Origin of the sequence: Acinetobacter sp. P1332, assembly GCF_044057475.1 — a bacterium.
In the GTDB taxonomy this organism is placed as follows: Bacteria; Pseudomonadota; Gammaproteobacteria; order Pseudomonadales; family Moraxellaceae; genus Acinetobacter; species Acinetobacter johnsonii.
On sequence record NZ_CP171157.1, the window covers coordinates 1,972,192 to 1,990,320 of the forward strand.

General features: G+C 41.8%; 9 protein-coding genes. 1 reads left to right on the forward strand and 8 read right to left on the reverse strand.

Annotation, left to right across the window (positions count from 1 at the left end; translation table 11 throughout):
- Positions 1-5 precede the first annotated feature (5 nt).
- The 8 genes from ACFN7Z_RS09650 to ACFN7Z_RS09685 all read right to left on the reverse strand — a co-directional run bounded on the left by ACFN7Z_RS09650 (position 6) and on the right by ACFN7Z_RS09685 (position 17,747).
- Positions 6-1,193 (reverse strand): HlyD family efflux transporter periplasmic adaptor subunit, encoded by a 1,188-nt coding sequence (locus ACFN7Z_RS09650; protein WP_010326536.1) that lies wholly within the window; start codon positions 1,191-1,193, stop codon positions 6-8.
- Entirely contained in the window at positions 1,190-3,325 is a 2,136-nt protein-coding gene (locus tag ACFN7Z_RS09655; protein WP_010326535.1) for a type I secretion system permease/ATPase, read from the reverse strand. Before ACFN7Z_RS09655 ends, ACFN7Z_RS09650 begins: the two co-directional genes overlap by 4 nt.
- Positions 3,322-4,938, reverse strand: a complete 1,617-nt coding sequence (locus tag ACFN7Z_RS09660; protein WP_010326534.1) for a TolC family protein — start codon at positions 4,936-4,938, stop codon at positions 3,322-3,324. The genes ACFN7Z_RS09655 and ACFN7Z_RS09660 overlap by 4 nt, the downstream gene beginning before the upstream one ends.
- Entirely contained in the window at positions 4,935-6,020 is a 1,086-nt protein-coding gene (locus ACFN7Z_RS09665; RefSeq protein WP_004980250.1) for a glycosyltransferase, read from the reverse strand. The genes ACFN7Z_RS09660 and ACFN7Z_RS09665 overlap by 4 nt, the downstream gene beginning before the upstream one ends.
- Before the next feature lie 91 nt (positions 6,021-6,111).
- Entirely contained in the window at positions 6,112-14,478 is an 8,367-nt protein-coding gene (locus tag ACFN7Z_RS09670; protein WP_308469441.1) for a type I secretion C-terminal target domain-containing protein, read from the reverse strand.
- Between the two features lie 667 nt (positions 14,479-15,145).
- Positions 15,146-16,078, reverse strand: coding sequence for an IS5-like element ISAha1 family transposase (locus tag ACFN7Z_RS09675; RefSeq protein WP_004637176.1), 933 nt, complete (start codon positions 16,076-16,078; stop codon positions 15,146-15,148).
- Between the two features lie 174 nt (positions 16,079-16,252).
- Entirely contained in the window at positions 16,253-16,954 is a 702-nt protein-coding gene (locus ACFN7Z_RS09680; protein WP_035330447.1) for an amino acid ABC transporter ATP-binding protein, read from the reverse strand.
- 82 nt (positions 16,955-17,036) lie between these two features.
- Positions 17,037-17,747 (reverse strand): amino acid ABC transporter permease, encoded by a 711-nt coding sequence (locus ACFN7Z_RS09685; protein ID WP_010326531.1) that lies wholly within the window; start codon positions 17,745-17,747, stop codon positions 17,037-17,039.
- Between the two features lie 21 nt (positions 17,748-17,768).
- On the opposite strand from ACFN7Z_RS09685, the gene ACFN7Z_RS09690 reads away from it, so the two are divergent.
- Positions 17,769-18,104, forward strand: a complete 336-nt coding sequence (locus tag ACFN7Z_RS09690) for a biopolymer transporter ExbD (RefSeq protein ID WP_010326530.1) — start codon at positions 17,769-17,771, stop codon at positions 18,102-18,104.
- The last annotated feature ends 25 nt before the right edge of the window (positions 18,105-18,129 follow it).

Consider the following 18,129-nt stretch of genomic DNA (forward strand, 5'->3'; position numbering starts at 1 on the left):
GGATATTAGCGTTCACGCAGTGCTTCTTTGGCTTTGTTAAACGGTTTAATTAGATAGTCCAACACAGTCTTATGCCCCGTTTTAATATCCACGACTGCCACCATACCCGGTGTAATGTTAAATTGTTTACCCTGCTTATTGATGAGTTTATCTGAATCTGTACGGATATAAGCACGATAATAGAACTGATCTTGTTTGACTTCGTCTCGTAATGTATCTGGTGAAATGACCGTCACTTTTCCATGCAAACCGCCATAAATTGAATAATCATAGGCCGTCACTTTCACCAAAGCTTCTTGGTCAGGTCGAATAAAAGCAATATCGCGTGGCGAAATGCGGGCCTCAATTAAAAGCTGTTCATCTAAAGGAACGATGGTCATCAACTTTCCATTTTGTGGAATGACACCACCAATGGTCATGACATCAATTTCTTTGACAATGCCCCGTACAGGTGACTTAAAAACAGTGCGCTGTAAGGTATCCGTTTTGCCTTTAATCACCTGTGCTTGAGTTTCAATATCAATATTGGCTTTGGCCAATTCTTCCCGTGCTTTCACATAATATTGATTGCGAATATCGTTCATCTGATTTCGAAGGTCATTGGCCTCTCGTTTCAAACGAAGCACCTCTACTTCACTAGCTGCCCCTTTTGCGACAAGGGGCTCTGTCATCGCAAGCTCCTGTTCCACCAAAACCAAAGCCTGACTTAAGCCAGATACCGAATCATTTAAATTCGAACGGCGAGATTGATATAATGCAGTTTCTTCACTGACTAACTTAGGTATTTTTAGCACATCTTCTGGAAATACCAAGGGAGTAGCGTTGACCTCCGCACGAAGTCGTGCAGCAGTCGCTTTTGACGCAATTAAGAGTGATTCTGACTCACCTACATTTGAAGCAAAACGCGTTGGATCTAGCTGTGCTAGAACTTGTCCTTGCTTTACAATTTCCCCTTCACTGACATACAGTTTAGTTAAAATCCCGCCTTCTAAGGATTGAATCGATTGTTCTTTAGATGATGGAATGACTTTACCTGAGCCTGTAGAGACTTCTTCTAATTCAAAAAACCATGCCCAAGCCAACAGCACAAGTAATCCAATACAAATCACCCAAATGAACTTGCTAACACTCGGTAAAGGCGGTTGAAAGTTGAGAGCAGAAACGCTTTTTTTACTAGATTCCGTTTGACTCATGACTTCAACACCTCAGCAGTTTTTTGTTGTTTTGATTGATTTAGAATCTGATCTCGTGGTCCATCCATTACAATCTTTCCGTCGTTCACCACAATAATCCGATCGACAAGTTCTAAAACCGCACGACGATGCGTCGCAATAATCATGGTTTTTGGTCTTAACCAGTGCTTTAAATGATCAATTAATTGTTTTTCTGTGACTTCATCTAAAAATGACGTTGGTTCATCGAGCAGTAAAATATTCGGCTGACAAATCAACAAGCGCGCCATTAACAAAGCCTGACGTTGCCCACCTGAAAACCCAGTACCACCTTCTAAAATTTGAAAATCAAGCCCTTCCTTTTTAGCTTGAATAAAATCGAGTGCACCTGTAATTTTTAAGACATTTAAAATTTCTTGATCACTGGCCAGAGGTGCTCCAAGCGTCAAATTCTCTCGAACTGTGCCAAAAAAGAGATGTGCATTTTGATTGAGCAATCCCATATCTCGCCTTACATCTGCGGGATCAATCAGTCTTAATTCCAGTCCATCGAGTTTAATTTTGCCTTGTGTGGGTTCTTGCATCCCCGATAACAACTGTAATAAGGTCGATTTACCTGCACCATTTCGTCCAAGAATCGCAATTTTTTCGCCAGCTCTTATGACCAATTTAGCAATGTGTAAGTTGGGCTTTTCATCTCCATCACTGTATTTAAAACTAACGTCTGTTAAGTCATAATCACCATTGATCACAGGTCGATGAATTAAATGTGCCCGCTCAGGTTGATCAACAGCACGTTTCATCAGTTCATCTAGACCTGTTTTTGCAACTTTTGCCTGTTGTAAGCGCCCAAGTACCCCTGCAATTTGGGCTATAGGTCCAAGCATGCGAGAAGACAGCATCGAACATGCCACCAATGCCCCCGTTGTCATTTCACCTTTCATGACCGCAAAACACCCCACTAACACGACAACAGCAAAGGTCAACCCTTGAATCTTCTGTGTCCATGCATTCAACACACCCACCAACTTTCTCTGACGCATGGAAATATCAGCAGAAATTTCATTCATACGGTTCCATTGATTTTGAAAGCGAGACTCAGCTCTAAGCAGTTTAATGTCTTCAATACCCTGTACCACTTCAACGAGCATGGCATTACGAATCGCACCTTCACGCATACCTTCTTTAGCCAATTTTGCTAAAGGCTTTTGAATCAGTAGACCCGGCAAAATCATCAAAGGAACAACCACAAGCATGACCCAAAACAGATTGCCGCCAATAAGCCAAAAGATTACTAAGAACATTAAGAAAAAAGGTAAATCGGCAATTGCTGAAATGGTGGTTGAAGTGACCAGTTCACGAACCCCTTCTAATTCTCTAATTTGAGAAATAAATGTCCCTGTTGATTTTGAGCGTTCTTTATTTTTAATGCGTAAAGCATGACCAAAGACCCGATCCGATATCTTTAAATCTGCTCTTTTACCAATAATGTCAGATAAAAAAACCCGTGCAACGCGTATCGAAAACTCAAAAATTGCCGCAATTAATACTCCACCTGCCAGCACCCACAACGTTGGGATTGACTGTGCTGGAATGACACGGTCATAGACATTCATAGAAAAGACGACGGTTGCTAATGCAAGGATATTCGCCATTAAAGAGGCAAACATAATGTCGATATAACGTTTCCAGTCTTGTAATACAATGCCCCAAAACCAACTGGCTTCATAAGGCTTGATGTATTCATCAACCCGGACATCACTCACCGATTTTTCAGGTCGAATGATATAAACAAAGCGAATATGTTCTTGTAGTTTCGTAATGGTATAGGTTTGTGTAAGCCCTGCGTCAGCACTAAATTGGATGCTGATATTGCCTTCTGAATCTGCTTTTTCAATTACAGCAACTTGTCCATCCGATAACTCGACAACAACAGGTAATAACCATGGATTGAGCAAATCTTGACTGAATGGTACTTGACGTAAACTCATCCCCAGTTGACGGGTCATGAGTGTCAGAGTCTCTACAATAGAATCACTTTGATTCCAGTTGAGTTGCAAACGCAGTTGTTCTTCTGATGTTTCAATACGATAGTGCTTTGCAATACTAAGCACTGCTTTTAGCCATGGTTGGTAATTTAATGAACTGCTCATGACACCACCTCAAGTCCCTGAATAGGCGTATTATTTAATTGATAAACAGCTCTACTACGGCCAGTAATTTCAATATATCGAATCAGTGCTGTATAAATATCATAGCGAGCAGCTTCAATTTCCTGAGCTGCACCATGTATTGCTTGTTCAGCATTGAGCAAGTCAACAACAGTTCGTGTGCCTAATTTATATTGTTCTTGATAGAGTTCTTTGGTTCGTTTTGTGGTTTCACGTCGTTGAGCAAGAACCACCATTTGCTTTTGCTTACTTTCCACTTCTGTCTGAATCAAACGAGTTTGATCCAATACATCTAAATAAACAGTACTGACTTGTGCTTTAGCTGCTTCCTCTGCATAACTAGCAGCACGGTTTCTCGCACTAATCGCTCCACCTTGAAAAAAGGTGCTTGAAGCTTCAAGCATGATAGAATTATAAAAACCATCATCTTCGTTATTATTTGGATTACGACCATTTACCGCCTGACTCAGGCTGCCTTTAATATTTAACGTTGGATAGACATTTAATTTGGTTTGCTGCTTCTGAAATTTCGCAATCTGAACTGCAGTTTGTGCGGCCATCATTTTGGAAACGTTATTAAAATCAATTTCATCGTATAGCCCTGCTTTTTCAACTAAAAAACTGGGCATATTTATATTTACATTTGAAACGTCGTATCCCAATAAAGTTCTGAGTTTTTGTTGATACTGATGTAATTGGGCTTCCTGAACCACCTTGGTCGATTGCGCTGCTTCTAAATTTGACTGCGCTTGAATCGGATCTGCTTGACTACTAATACCAGCTTGTGCACGTAACCGCGCTATTTCGGCGATACGACCAATACCACTAATTTGTTGATCAGCAATTTTTACGAGCTCTTCATAGCGTTTGATGTTCACAATTGCATTGGCTACTTGGTATGAAATATCATCAATTTCAAGTAATAACTGTGCTTGGTCTTGCATCAACTTTGCTTGTTCGACAGTCACAGCACTTTTTATTTTGCCGAAGTCATAAAGCATTTGTGTCGCAGAAATACTAAAAACTTGTCGGCCACGCTCTCCTGTCGTAAAGTCGCCAGTATTAAATCCTCCTGAAATTTGAGGAAAATACTGTGATTTAACGGTATCAATGTTTGCTTGCTGCTGAGCAACTTCCGCAATGCCTTGAGTAATTTCGGGACGACGTTGCAATGCCTGCCGAATCGCATCTAAAAAATCCAGTTGGCTTCTTTTTGTTACAGCGACAGTCCTTACACTACTACTAGGCATGTCAGTCGTCACTGCGGCGCTTATTTTTGGTAACTCTTGGACTGACGATGTATTGGTGAATAAACGATTAAAATCATCAATTTTAATCGTATTGGCTTGATCGTCAGGTTTAGGCTGCCATATTTGATTGATTTTACTTTTAACAGAAGATGGTTGTTCTGTATTGGCACTTGCAAATGTCACGGGAAACAATAGAACTAAACTTAAATATAAAGAGGAGTGCCAAAAACCAGAACTCTTAAGCATACAAATAAAATACGTTCTTTTTTCGGCAATAGACCATTTGTTCATTAAAAAGATGGATTCAGATTTTAATTCAGAGCGAATCATTTCCTTTTTTTTCATTTATAAAATTTCTCATTTGCCAACATGCGCACTTGCTGTGTCTTCGGGTACTTTTTTTCTGTTAGCAATTTTTGCATGGCTTCTCCGCCTTGCTTTTTATATGTTTTACAGTAGGTTGCTGAAACAGCCAACTCATCTAATGCCCGCCATTCATAGACACTAGCATCAACAAATAAACCATCTGTTGGTACAGGAATATCAATTGCCTGAACTGCAAAATAACAAGCTAGATCAAAATCTTTTTTCAATCGGTAGTAACGAGCTAACTCGTAAAGTGGTTCTGCACGATGTTGCTTAGCTATCCAACTCTTTAAATATTCATGATGTACAACTCCTTCATCCAACCCCAAACGATCAGCCATTTGAGCTGCACGTAGCTGTGCCATCCAACGTTCTTCTTCCCAACCCTCTGCAGCTGCCCGCTTTAAATAGAACTCTCGACTCTTTTCAAACATCCCAGCATCACGGTAACTTTGTGCCAAATAAAAAACATAGCGTAAATTATCTGGCTCATCTATGAGTCCTTGTTCTAGCAAAGCAATATCATTGAGATATGTATTTTTATTTTTTGCTCGAGCACCATCATGCTGAACAAATATGTTCAAGCCTTCAAGTGTTTGCCAACGGTGTAATTGCTGTGAGTGAAGGTATTCATGTATGACCCCTTTCCAAGTCCATTCTAGAGCTGTAGAAATCATGGCATTGCGTCGATAACGCAAAGCGCCATAAATCACTGGAAAATAATAGGCTTTCGCCGTAAGTGCAGGTAAAACAAAATCTTCAGCGGCTTGTAACTGTTCATCCGCATCAATGAATAAGAGATAATCCGCAGCAGGCAGATCTTCTGAGACTGCAAGCTGTAGTGCCTCTGTACGGTTGTACCCAAAATTTTTCCAAGGCCGTTCATATAACTGCCCAGGAATGTCTTTTAAATAGTCTTGAATAATGTCCTGTGTTCCGTCACTAGAACCGGTATCTACAATGCACCATGAATCTATCCAAGGTTTAACTGACGCCAAACATCTTAAGATGACATGCGCCTCATTTTTAACAATCATATTTAGGCGAATATGCTTTTTCATTTATTACTTATATCCAATTCATCAAATACATAGAGAAGAGATGCTTTGTGTTTAAACCCACAAAGCATCCTTTTTATTCATTTCCTTCTGTTTAGAAAATGATTTGATTATTGTCTAACAGTGTTTTGAGTTGATCCTCAGCAGTAGCACCCAAATCAATAGCATTGATATTATTGAGAACCAAGAGATCTGCTTTACCAAAACCTCCTGCACTGCCATCACGGTCAATTGCAATCACTGCATGTCCATTCACATCAGTTGTCACAGAGATATAGTTACCTATATTAGTCGCAGTCTGTTGCCCATCAAGCAATGCAGAAACATCAATTTTGTCCGCCCCTGCACCGACAGTAAAGTCAGTCCAAGTATCGACTCCATTGCCACCTGTTGGCGCGTTACCTAGATTATCGAGTAGTTCATACAACACGGTGTCGCTACCTAAACCACCTATGAAGGTGTCATTTCCTGACCCTCCAATCAGTAAGTCATTCCCTGCACCACCAATCAGTGTGTCATCACCATCGCCACCACGTAACAAGTCATTGCCTGAACCACCTGTTAATGTGTCATTACCAGCATAACCATATAAACGCACCCCATCGGTTGCGGTAGATTGGTCTAAAGCATCTACACCTGTCGTACCCTCAAAAATAAACTCACTACCATTACTGAAGTTATCCAGTAGGTTGATATTAATTAGACTACCGCCACTCTCCGTTGAGGATGCACCTTGACTATCAATGGCTGTCATTGAAACTGAGTTCAGTACATTTGTAGTTAACAAAGTACCTGTAAGTAATGTGCCATCTTCCGCATGCATTTCAACGGCAGCCAATAACTCATTAATAGCCAAGTTACTAATGGTTCCACCATCTAGTGCCGTAATGATGAGTGTATTGCTATAGCCGAGTAGATTGAGTAAACCACCATCTGTCACTGAGGTCACTTTCAAACCCAGCTCAGTAGCCAACTCTGTACTTACGGTAAAGTAAGCACGTGTTAAGCCAACATTAACTACAGGTTGATAAACCAATTCAACACGTTGCAGGTTGTTGTTTACATCGACAACTGAATAAGCTTGGCGACTTAGATCAAGTAGACCTAGTGCATCTACACCGATTAAACCTAAGAGCGTAGATACTTCTAGGCTAATCTCCGGAGCCACATTATTTGGATCAAAGTTAGGTTGATATTGATTGGCATCCTCTAGACTACCCACGCCTAAATCCACAGTATGGGTATCGGTATCTCCATCGCCATCTTTAACTTCAATACCAATATTTAGCTCATTATCCGTTTTAATGGCATCATAAGTAGCTTGGTCAACCGTTTGCTCCCCAATCACCAATTTTCCAGATTTAAGCAAGTAAGAAATTAGTTCATCTTGAGACGCAAATTGCCCTACAAAGCCAGTTACACCTTCCAGAACAATAACTTGATCTACTCCACCATTTCCTGCTGTGCTGATATGAATTTCTGTATTGCCTGCTACTTCAACAAACGATACATAGTCCCCAATGTTGACTGAACTTGTACCTACTCGGTCTGCATTTGGCAACAACCCGGATAAATCAATAATGTCTCCACCTTGGGCAACTGAACGAATATCAAAATCGATGACTGTATCTCGTGCAGGAGTAACAGTCGTGCCTTGGTCGCCAGACTCCCACTTAAAGACATCACGACCTAGGCCGCCTGTAAGCGTGTCATCACCTTTGCCACCAATAATAATGTCATTACCTGCACCAGCATTAATTGTGTCATTTCCAGTACCACCGCGGATAATGTCAGCAAAGTTACTGCCAGTGATAGTGTCATCGCCATCTAAACCAAAGATTTGAACAGACGATGTCGCACCACTTTGGTTAAGATTGGAACCGTTATCTTTAATCACAGTAGTATTCGACTGGATTCCATCACTAAGTAGCCCTAACTGAATCGTTAAATCTTGAGATTCTGGAGCGCTTAGTGCCCCAGCCTGATCTGTTGCTTGTAGATTTAAAGTAGTGAGTAGATTCAAATTTGAATCAAGTAGATCTAACAAACCACCGCCACTATCTGTTGCTTCAACTGTCCCTAATAACTGATTGACAGCTAATGAGTCAATGACACCATTAGCAGTTAGCGACTCAATGACTAAGCTCGCTTTGAAGTTATTATTATAATCACCCGCAACAGCTGTAACTTTTAAACCTAACTCAGTTGCCATCTGAACATCATAATCAAGAACGAGTTTGCCATTTAATACCTCATTCAACAAGTCAGTTAATGGCTTAACAACTGGTGCTACTATCCCTGCAATTAAACCATTTGGATTTGTAATTAACTGATCTATAAGATCTGTAACACCCAAACCCTCCAAGAGATTAGCAACTACATCTCCTAACCCTAAAATATCTCCTGGAATATTTCTTAATCCATCAACAACGCTATTCAACTGCTGTGTAACCAATACATCTAATGCTGAGCTCAAATTAGAGGTTTCATATCCAACATTCACCTTGGTCAAGTTCTCATTGTTATCCGAAACGGAGAACGTCTGTGTTTGTGAAAGATCTATCACGCCCAATGCATCAGCATTGATAATGCCTCCACCAAGTAAGCCGCCAGCCCCTGCAATGTTTGCCTCAGGCGCTTCATTGACTGCAAGACCTTGACCTGTAACTTCAACAGTATAATTTCCGGTGTCTAAATTCACCGTAATTGTTTCACCACGAGCAGTAGTAACCACTAAAGACGTATCTGAACCATCCACTACAGTATGTGAGGCAACAACACCTGAGTTACCAAAGTCATTAGGTGTTGTCACTGTCGTACCATCATAAGTAAACTCGATACCTTCAATAGTTACTTTACTGACATGTGCTCCCTCAGCATCGCCACCAAAGGTTTCAACAGCAGAGCCACGGTAAGTTTGCGGTACGCTGATATCGAGCGTATCTGCACCTTGTGTAATTTGCTGTGTTAAGTTAGCAGTGCTATCTGTCGCTGCAGTAGGCACACCATCTACAACGTCTAGTATCAATACATCATGCGCAACACCACCATCGAGAACAGGTACAGTAATTGTGATTTTGTCTGCACCAGCCAATGCATGATCCAAACTATGGTTTTGAACAATCGTATAGTCGCCATTGTTATTGATCGTGATACTCAATACTGGTTCTGCAAGACCTGCTACCGTTGCAACAAATGGACTTGCTGCTGTTCCTGCCCCACTCCAAACCACAGCAACGCCACCTACAGCAAGTGTAACTGGGTCACCATTGCCATCCACAGCTGTGACTGGCGCTGTTGCATGATCCATCGTTAGGCTTGTACCTGTTTTAACAGTACTGCCTGTAACAGGTGGATTTAAACCAACTCCTGCAAGTTCAGAGTCATTCAGTACGGCTGGAATATCTAGGGTATAAGCCGCATCAGCCGTTGCAGGTGAAGCATTTCCTGCAGCATCTGTAAATACAGCCTCTACAGATACATTTCCTGCACCATCTGCAAACTGACTACCTGGAATACTGGCTGTCCACGTATTGCCCGTTACTATTGCTGGATAATCCGCTCCATTCACAGTAACTATGACGGTTGTAGTGGCTGCATCAGTTGGAGTCGTAAGCGTTCCTGTAACCGTGATAGTGCCACTCGCCTCGGTTGTGTCAACTACACCATCCACAGCGATAGGCGTATCAATTGAAACAGCGCCGCCTGTTGGTGCAACTGTATCAATTTCGAAAGTTAATGATGGTGACGAAGTCGAAGTATTCCCGTTAGTGTCCGATACCGTGTATGTAATAATATAATTATCATCATCCCAATCCGCTGCTGGGGTATAACTCCACTCACCATCAGGCTGAACGATAATTGGTGTTCCTGCTCCAGTGACTGGTGCTCCATTGACATAAAGGTTAATGGTTTCACCCGGAGCTCGACCAGTCCCTGTAATTTCAGGACGGCTATCATTGGTCACAGAATTATTGGCAATATTTCCAGTTTGAAGCTCAACATCATCTACTGCTGTAGGTGCAAGTGTTGGTGTAGCTGGTGGTAAAACATCGACAACAATAGCATCAGAAATTCGATCTACATTACCCCACTCATCTGTTGCACTAATTTCGATTGGGTTCTGACCTTCACGTACCGAAACATTGACATTTAAAGTTCCATTCGCAACTTCCGTTGCACTCAGAACATATTTGTCACCATTAACAACAACAATGTCTCCAACTTGAGCATCGGCTCCTAAAGTAATTTGAACAGGTGTATTGTTTTTACCATTGAGTTCTTGTCCATTTAGCGTACTGTTGTTATCTAAATCATCTGGGAAATCAATAGACTCCACAATATTACGAGCCGCTCCATCAATCTGCACATCCCTAGACGCATCGTCTAATACACCTCCTGCATCTGATATCGTAACCTGCAACGTTTCTGTTTGCCCTTGAGTGACTGGAACACCAGTAAAGTCAACATACATATTGGCTAAATCTGCTGCTGTAACCGTATGTGGAGGTTGACCCGCTAAAGTAACGATGTCTCCTTCGCGGACATCTGCACCAAGCTGGACGCGTACATCTATTGTGCCACCATTTCCTAGCTCACTGTTATCAATAATATTATTGCCATTCGCATCATTAATGATATTTACATCACCAATATATTGTCCGTCTAGCACTTCAAAGAATTTGAAATCTAGCTCTGTTTGTCCATCCGTATTAGAAGCATCTACACGGATGAAATTCAGACCATCTACTACAGTTACAGGAACGGTTATTTTTAAAGCATCAATTTCAGTTTGAGTTAAGGTGTACAAAGTTCCATTAACAACTATCGTATCCCCAACTTTAGCATCTGCCCCTAAAGTGATCGTGACTGTATTTGTTTGTTGGTCACGAATTTCTCCCTGAGTTAATTTTCCGTTTGTATCGGTATCTGCATTTAATGTAATGCCATTAATCAAATCCGCAGATCCGCTCGCTCCCGTTGCGCCTGTCGAACCAGTGGCTCCTGTAGCACCTGTATCACCCGTTGCGCCCGTAGCGCCCGTAGCACCTGTGGCACCTGTAGCTCCCGTGGCACCATCAGCACCATCTGCGCCTGTGGCTCCTGTTGCACCATCAGCACCAGTAGCACCATCTACGCCAGTAGTGCCTGTAGCTCCCGTTGCGCCTGTGGCACCAGTATCACCCGTAGCGCCTGTTGCACCTGTGGCACCAGTATCACCTGTGGCGCCCGTTGCACCATCAGCACCATTCGCGCCAGTAGCACCTGTAGCTCCCGTGGCACCATCAGCACCGTCTACGCCCGTAGCTCCAGTGGCACCTGTTGCACCATCAGCACCCGTAGCACCTGTAGCTCCCGTGGCACCATCAGCACCATCAGCACCATTCGCGCCCGTAGCGCCTGTAGCTCCCGTGGCACCTTTTAAGTATTCTATAAGATCGTTAATGTCTGAACCCGGTGGTAATTCACCCGCATCAATCAAAAGCTCTAGTGCTGACTTACCATCTGCACCTGTGGCACCTGTTGCGCCAGTCGCACCATCTGCACCTTTGAGGTAGTCAATCAGATCGTTTGTATCTGAACCCGGTGGTAATTCACCCGCATCAATCAAAAGCTCTAGTGCTGACTTACCATCTGCACCTGTGGCACCTGTTGCGCCAGTCGCACCATCTGCACCTTTGAGGTAGTCAATCAGATCGTTTGTATCAGAACCTGGTGCTAACTCACCCGCATCAATCAAAAGCTCTAGTGCTGACTTACCATCCGTACCTGTGGCACCTGTTGCGCCAGTCGCACCATCTGCACCTTTGAGGTAGTCAATCAGATCGTTCGTATCTGAACCCGGTGGTAATTCTCCAGCTTCGATCAGCAACTCTAGTGCTGACTTACCATCCGCACCTGTGGCACCTGTTGCACCTGTTGCACCAGTCGCACCATCTGCGCCTTTGAGGTAATCAATCAAGTCATTCGTATCTGAACCCGGTGGTAATTCTCCAGCTTCGATCAGCAACTCTAGTGCTGACTTACCATCCGTACCTGTGGCACCTGTTGCGCCAGTCGCGCCATCTGCACCTTTGAGGTAATCAATCAAGTCATTCGTATCTGAACCCGGTGGTAATTCTCCAGCTTCGATCAGCAACTCTAGTGCTGACTTACCATCTGCACCTGTGGCACCTGTTGCGCCAGTCGCACCATCTGCACCTTTGAGGTAATCAATCAGATCGTTTGTATCAGAACCCGGTGGTAATTCACCTGCATCAATCAGCAACTCTAGTGCTGACTTACCATCTGCACCTGTGGCACCTGTTGCACCAGTCGCACCATCTGCACCTTTAAGGTAATCAATCAGATCGTTAATGTCTGAACCCGGTGGTAATTCACCCGCATCAATCAGCAACTCTAATGCTGATTTACCATCTGCACCTGTGGCACCTGTTGCGCCAGTCGCACCATCTGCACCTTTGAGGTAATCAATCAGATCGTTTGTATCAGAACCCGGTGGTAATTCACCCGCATCAATCAAAAGCTCTAATGCTGATTTACCATCTGCACCTGTGGCACCTGTTGCACCAGTCGCACCATCTGCACCTTTAAGGTAATCAATCAGATCGTTAATGTCTGAACCCGGTGGTAACTCACCCGCATCAATCAAAAGCTCTAATGCTGATTTACCATCTGCACCTGTGGCACCTGTTGCACCAGTCGCACCATCTGCACCTGTGGCACCTGTTGCTCCGGTTGCGCCATCTGCGCCTTTGAGGTAGTCAATCAGATCGTTTGTATCAGAACCCGGTGGTAATTCACCCGCATCAATCAGCAACTCTAATGCTGATTTACCATCTGCACCTGTGGCACCTGTTGCGCCAGTCGCACCATCTGCACCTTTGAGGTAATCAATCAGATCGTTTGTATCAGAACCCGGTGGTAATTCACCCGCATCAATCAAAAGCTCTAATGCTGATTTACCATCTGCACCTGTGGCACCTGTTGCGCCAGTCGCACCATCTGCACCTTTGAGGTAGTCAATCAGATCGTTTGTATCAGAACCCGGTGGTAACTCACCCGCATCAATCAAAAGCTCTAATGCTGATTTACCATCTGCACCTGTGGCACCTGTGGCACCTGTTGCACCAGTCGCACCATCTGCACCTTTGAGGTAGTCAATCAGATCGTTTGTATCAGAACCTGGTGCTAACTCACCCGCATCAATCAAAAGCTCTAATGCTGATTTACCATCTGCACCTGTGGCACCTGTGGCACCTGTTGCGCCATCTGCGCCTTTGAGGTAATCAATCAAGTCATTAATATCAGAGCCCGGTGGTAACTCACCCGCATCAATCAGCAACTCTAGTGCTGATTTACCATCTGCACCTGTGGCACCTGTGGCACCTGTTGCGCCAGTCGCACCATCTGCACCTTTGAGGTAATCAATCAGATCGTTTGTATCAGAACCCGGTGGTAATTCACCTGCATCAATCAAAAGCTCTAGTGCTGACTTACCATCTGCACCTGTGGCACCTGTTGCGCCAGTCGCACCATCTGCACCTTTGAGGTAATCAATCAGATCGTTTGTATCAGAACCCGGTGGTAATTCACCTGCATCAATCAAAAGCTCTAGTGCTGACTTACCATCTGCACCTGTGGCACCTGTTGCTCCGGTTGCGCCATCTGCGCCTTTGAGGTAATCAATCAAGTCATTAATATCAGAGCCCGGTGGTAATTCACCTGCATCAATCAAAAGCTCTAGTGCTGACTTACCATCCGCACCTGTTGCTCCCGTTGCGCCATCTGCACCTTTGAGGTAATCAATCAGGTCATTAATATCAGAACCCGGTGGTAACTTGCCCTCATCTATCAAAATCTCTAAAAGTGATTTGCCATCTGCTCCTGTGGCACCTGTTGCGCCATCCGCTCCTGTCGCCCCAGTAGCACCATCATTACCCGTAGCACCTGTTCCCCCTGTGGCGCCTGTTTCACCCGTAGATCCAGTGGCACCCATTTCACCTATAGCGCCTTTAGAACCAGAACCTGAATCATCATCTGAATCATTTGCTGCCCAAGCTATCATGCCTCCCGCAGCTAATGGAATTGCAATCCACGCTAATGCAGACATTCCATTATCATCGTAAAGTAAAGGTTCAATATCACTCAAAGTTGAATATGTTGCATTTATAGCATCGCCATTAGCAACAAAATCTACCCATATTAAGGCATTACTACCTTCTAAAACTAAACTATTATCCGATGCGAAAAAACCAACAATTGTTATAATCTCTCCATTATTTAAAATAACTTTGAGATCATTCCCTTCTTTTGAAAAACTCTTAACATCATCTTTATTTAGCTGAAGCTTGACTACCGAAGGGTTTTCTTTTGATAACTGAACTTTATTTGATCCTCCCATATTAGCCACAGCTTCTTTATGAGATTCCTTACCTACTATTGAAATTTGAGTAACCATACAAATAACCCTCTGAAATGGTATTGATTTGTTATTTCCATCCAAAAATAAAAAAACGTTTTCTAGTCTTATTAAACTTAAACAACTTTCAGCTACTCATAACCTGTATGTTCTTATGGTTCATTAAATAAAAAATGAGTATTAAAAGTAAATTCTTTCTTCTCTAAGTGTTTTTACACTAGTTTATTATTCTTTAAAATACACCTGCATAAACCCACTCAATTCTGACAAAAAATTATTAAGATTTTTTAAAAAATCTTATTAAACCTTTTAAAATCCACATGTTAAACCAATGTTTTAAAAATTATTTTTTATATAAAAAACAAATAGATAACAATAATTAATATTTTTAACAAATCGAAAGATATCTATTTTTAAAATTATACACATTAAAAATAAAATTGTTTTTTTATGTAACATTAAGAATGAAAATGCACATTTTTTTTATGGCTTTTTATGAGAACAAAATCACAATAATTTATATATACTGTATTTAAAAACACAATATTTTATACACTGAGTACAACCCACTCCCAAAACCACAAAATCACTATTTTGATTTTACACACACTTTTTTTTATTTTAAATACCCATACATCTAGTACTGAATTAAACGGCTTTGTTGCACAAACATTCAAAAGCTAAACTTCTTCCAAGTTATCTAAATTTAAGTGGCAACTTGGGTGTGAGGTCGGCCTAAATCTGTAAATTTATTTAATACGGCCACACGTGCATGAATCTCATTGACTTGGCTTTGAAAGTTTCTCGCACGGAGTTTATCGCCTAATAATTTGATGCAATGCATCTTGGTTTCTATCAGACTTCTGCGATGATAGCCTGACCAATTTTTCCATATTGTTCTTCCTAAACGTTTAACTGTTCGAAGTAATTCATTTCGCTCTAGCGAGCTGGTCTTTGTATCTTTCCAAGGTTTCGCATTTTTTCTTGGCGGAATCACCGCATGTGCTTGTCGGTCTGCAATTACTTGACGGCATTGCTTGGTGTCATAAGCCCCATCAGTATAGACAGAGTCAATCTGCTCATCTTGTGGAATCTGATCGAGTAAATCACCAAGCACTTGTGAATCACTCACATTATTTGTAGTGAGTTGAATAGCGCGTATTTGAAGGGTTTCAGCATCTATACCAATATGAAGTTTACGCCATTGGCGACGATATTCAGGTTGGTGTTTCTTACGCTTCCATTCACCTTCGCCTAGAAACTTTAAGCCAGTAGAATCGACGAGTAGCTGGAGACCATTACTGCTTTTTTGATAGTTAATTGCAATATCAATATGCTTTTGTCTTCTGCAGATGGTGGAATAGTCTGGTGCTGTCCAATCTAATCTACAAAGATGAATGAGACTTTGCACAAAGCCAGTGACCATGCGTAAAGAAAGACGAAATAAGGATTTGATCATTAAACAGCATTGGATGGCTGTATCTGAATAAGTTTGATTTCGACCATGTTTACCTTTGGGTTGAGCGTACCATTGAGTCTTGGGATCAAACCAAATTGAGAGATTTCCTCGATTTATTAATGCACTGTTATAAGAAGACCAATTGGTTGTACGATAGATTTTAGGTGTGGGCTTATTCATTTGAGAATTATATTGTGGAATAAGCCTTTAGAGATAGGTTTGTGCAACAAAGCCGGATTTAATCATACCTTATCAACAAAATTAAACTTATAAAAAAATCGTTAGTTTTATCATTCACCAACGATTTTAATATATAAAACTAAAATAGATATCATTAAAAAATAAGACTCAAATTTATAAAACCCGAGATAAAAAGTTTTGAGTACGCTCTTCTTTAGGATGTTCCAGAACTTGTTGAACGGTTCCTTGTTCAACAATTCGCCCTTGATCCATAAACACCACATGGTCGGCAACTTCTCGTGCAAAAGCAATTTCATGCGTTACAATCACCATGGTTTTACCTAATTTCGCCAAGTTTTTGATTACATTCAAGACTTCACCTACCAACTCAGGGTCTAAGGCGGACGTTGGCTCATCAAATAAAATTACTTTGGGGTCCAGTGCCAAAGCTCTAGCAATCGCAACACGCTGCTGCTGCTGCTGCCCCCCAGAAAGTTGTTTGGGCCATGCTTCAACTTTATCCCTTAGCCCAACTAGACCCAATAATTGATTGGCTTTTAAAATCGCTTGATCTTTACTAAGTTTTTTATGTGCTAAGGGTGCTTCAATAATATTTTGCAAAACATTTAAATGTGGAAATAAATTAAAATTCTGAAAAACATAACCCACCGATTTACGTTGTTTTAAAATGTCTCGTTCTTTTAACTCATAGAGTTTATCGCCTTTTTTATGATAGCCGATAAACTCATCATCAATTTGAATAAATCCTGCATCTACACGTTCTAAATGATTTATCGTGCGTAGTAAAGTTGATTTACCCGACCCAGATGGACCAATAATTACCGTGACAGATCCCGCAGGAATATCAAGACTAATATCCTGTAATGCCGCATGTCACGCATAGTTTTTAAATACATGGCTCACTTGAATATGACCATTTGTAGGCGATGCTGATTGATTAATTATCATAGCTGGCTCCTATACGCGGCTGAGTTGTGTGTGGCTGCGCTTTCTTGAAAAAAGCAAAGCTATTAATCGCTGATTTCCGTTCACCTTTCGCCAATATTTTTTCGATATACCATTGCACTATGGAAAAAACACTGGTGACGATTACGTACCAAACGGCGGCAACCATCAACAACGGAATCACTTCTTGGTTGCGGTTATAGATCATTTGTACTGTGTAAAAGAGTTCAGGCATTGCCAAAACATACACAATTGATGTGCCTTTAGATAAGCCCACACATTCATTGATAATCGCGGGGATAATACTGCGAATCGATTGTGGTAAAATAATGCGCGTCGTACGGCGCCACCATGACAGACCCAATGCTGCCGCTGCTTCAAATTGACCATGATCGACAGACAGAATCCCACCACGGATGACTTCCGCGGTATAGGCACTTTGTACAATCACCAAACCGACTAAAGCTGTTGAGAACTGATCTAGTGCATTGATGGTTTTAAACTGGGCAAAGACCGTGTCGGTAAAAGGTACACCGACATTAATGTATTCATATAAATAAGAAAAGTTATAGAGAATAATCAACACCAACAGCAATGGTAATGATCTGAACATCCAGATATACACCCATGCCAATGAGCGAATTAACCAAGATGAAGACAGTCTCATCATGGCTACAATGGTGCCCAAAATTAAACTAAACACGATACCCCACTGGTCGATGTGATGTTGGTGCTATTGATCGTGTTTATCATCACGGCGCCTTTATTAACCAATAGCGTCAAGGTCAACTTACCCAAAGCTGCACCGACACAATCTACAGATCAAAACAAAGCACTGGTGATTAGTGTAAAACCTGATGGCGCAATCTTTTTAGATAAAGACCCAGTCAAACTCGAAAATTTTGAGCAAGAAATCACACAGCGTAAAAATACCAACAGCAAGTTAGCATTAAACCTAAATGCCGATGAAACTGTCCCTTATGGCACTGTGGCTAAACTTTTAGCCAGTATAGAACGTGTCGGTGTAGAGAAGTTATCGGTGATTACTGAACCGAAATAATTGATTTTCCATTTGAAAATGAGAC

What these genes read in the sequence shown, in the direction of transcription:
- ACFN7Z_RS09675 (WP_004637176.1), bottom strand. Translation starts at nt 16,078, where the DNA reads ATGAATAAGCCCACACCTAAAATCTATCGTACAACCAATTGGTCTTCT.
- ACFN7Z_RS09650 (WP_010326536.1), bottom strand. Translation starts at nt 1,193, where the DNA reads ATGAGTCAAACGGAATCTAGTAAAAAAAGCGTTTCTGCTCTCAACTTT.
- ACFN7Z_RS09690 (WP_010326530.1), top strand. Translation starts at nt 17,769, where the DNA reads ATGTTGGTGCTATTGATCGTGTTTATCATCACGGCGCCTTTATTAACC.
- ACFN7Z_RS09670 (WP_308469441.1), bottom strand. Translation starts at nt 14,478, where the DNA reads ATGGTTACTCAAATTTCAATAGTAGGTAAGGAATCTCATAAAGAAGCT.
- ACFN7Z_RS09660 (WP_010326534.1), bottom strand. Translation starts at nt 4,938, where the DNA reads ATGAAAAAAAAGGAAATGATTCGCTCTGAATTAAAATCTGAATCCATC.
- ACFN7Z_RS09655 (WP_010326535.1), bottom strand. Translation starts at nt 3,325, where the DNA reads ATGAGCAGTTCATTAAATTACCAACCATGGCTAAAAGCAGTGCTTAGT.
- ACFN7Z_RS09665 (WP_004980250.1), bottom strand. Translation starts at nt 6,020, where the DNA reads ATGAAAAAGCATATTCGCCTAAATATGATTGTTAAAAATGAGGCGCAT.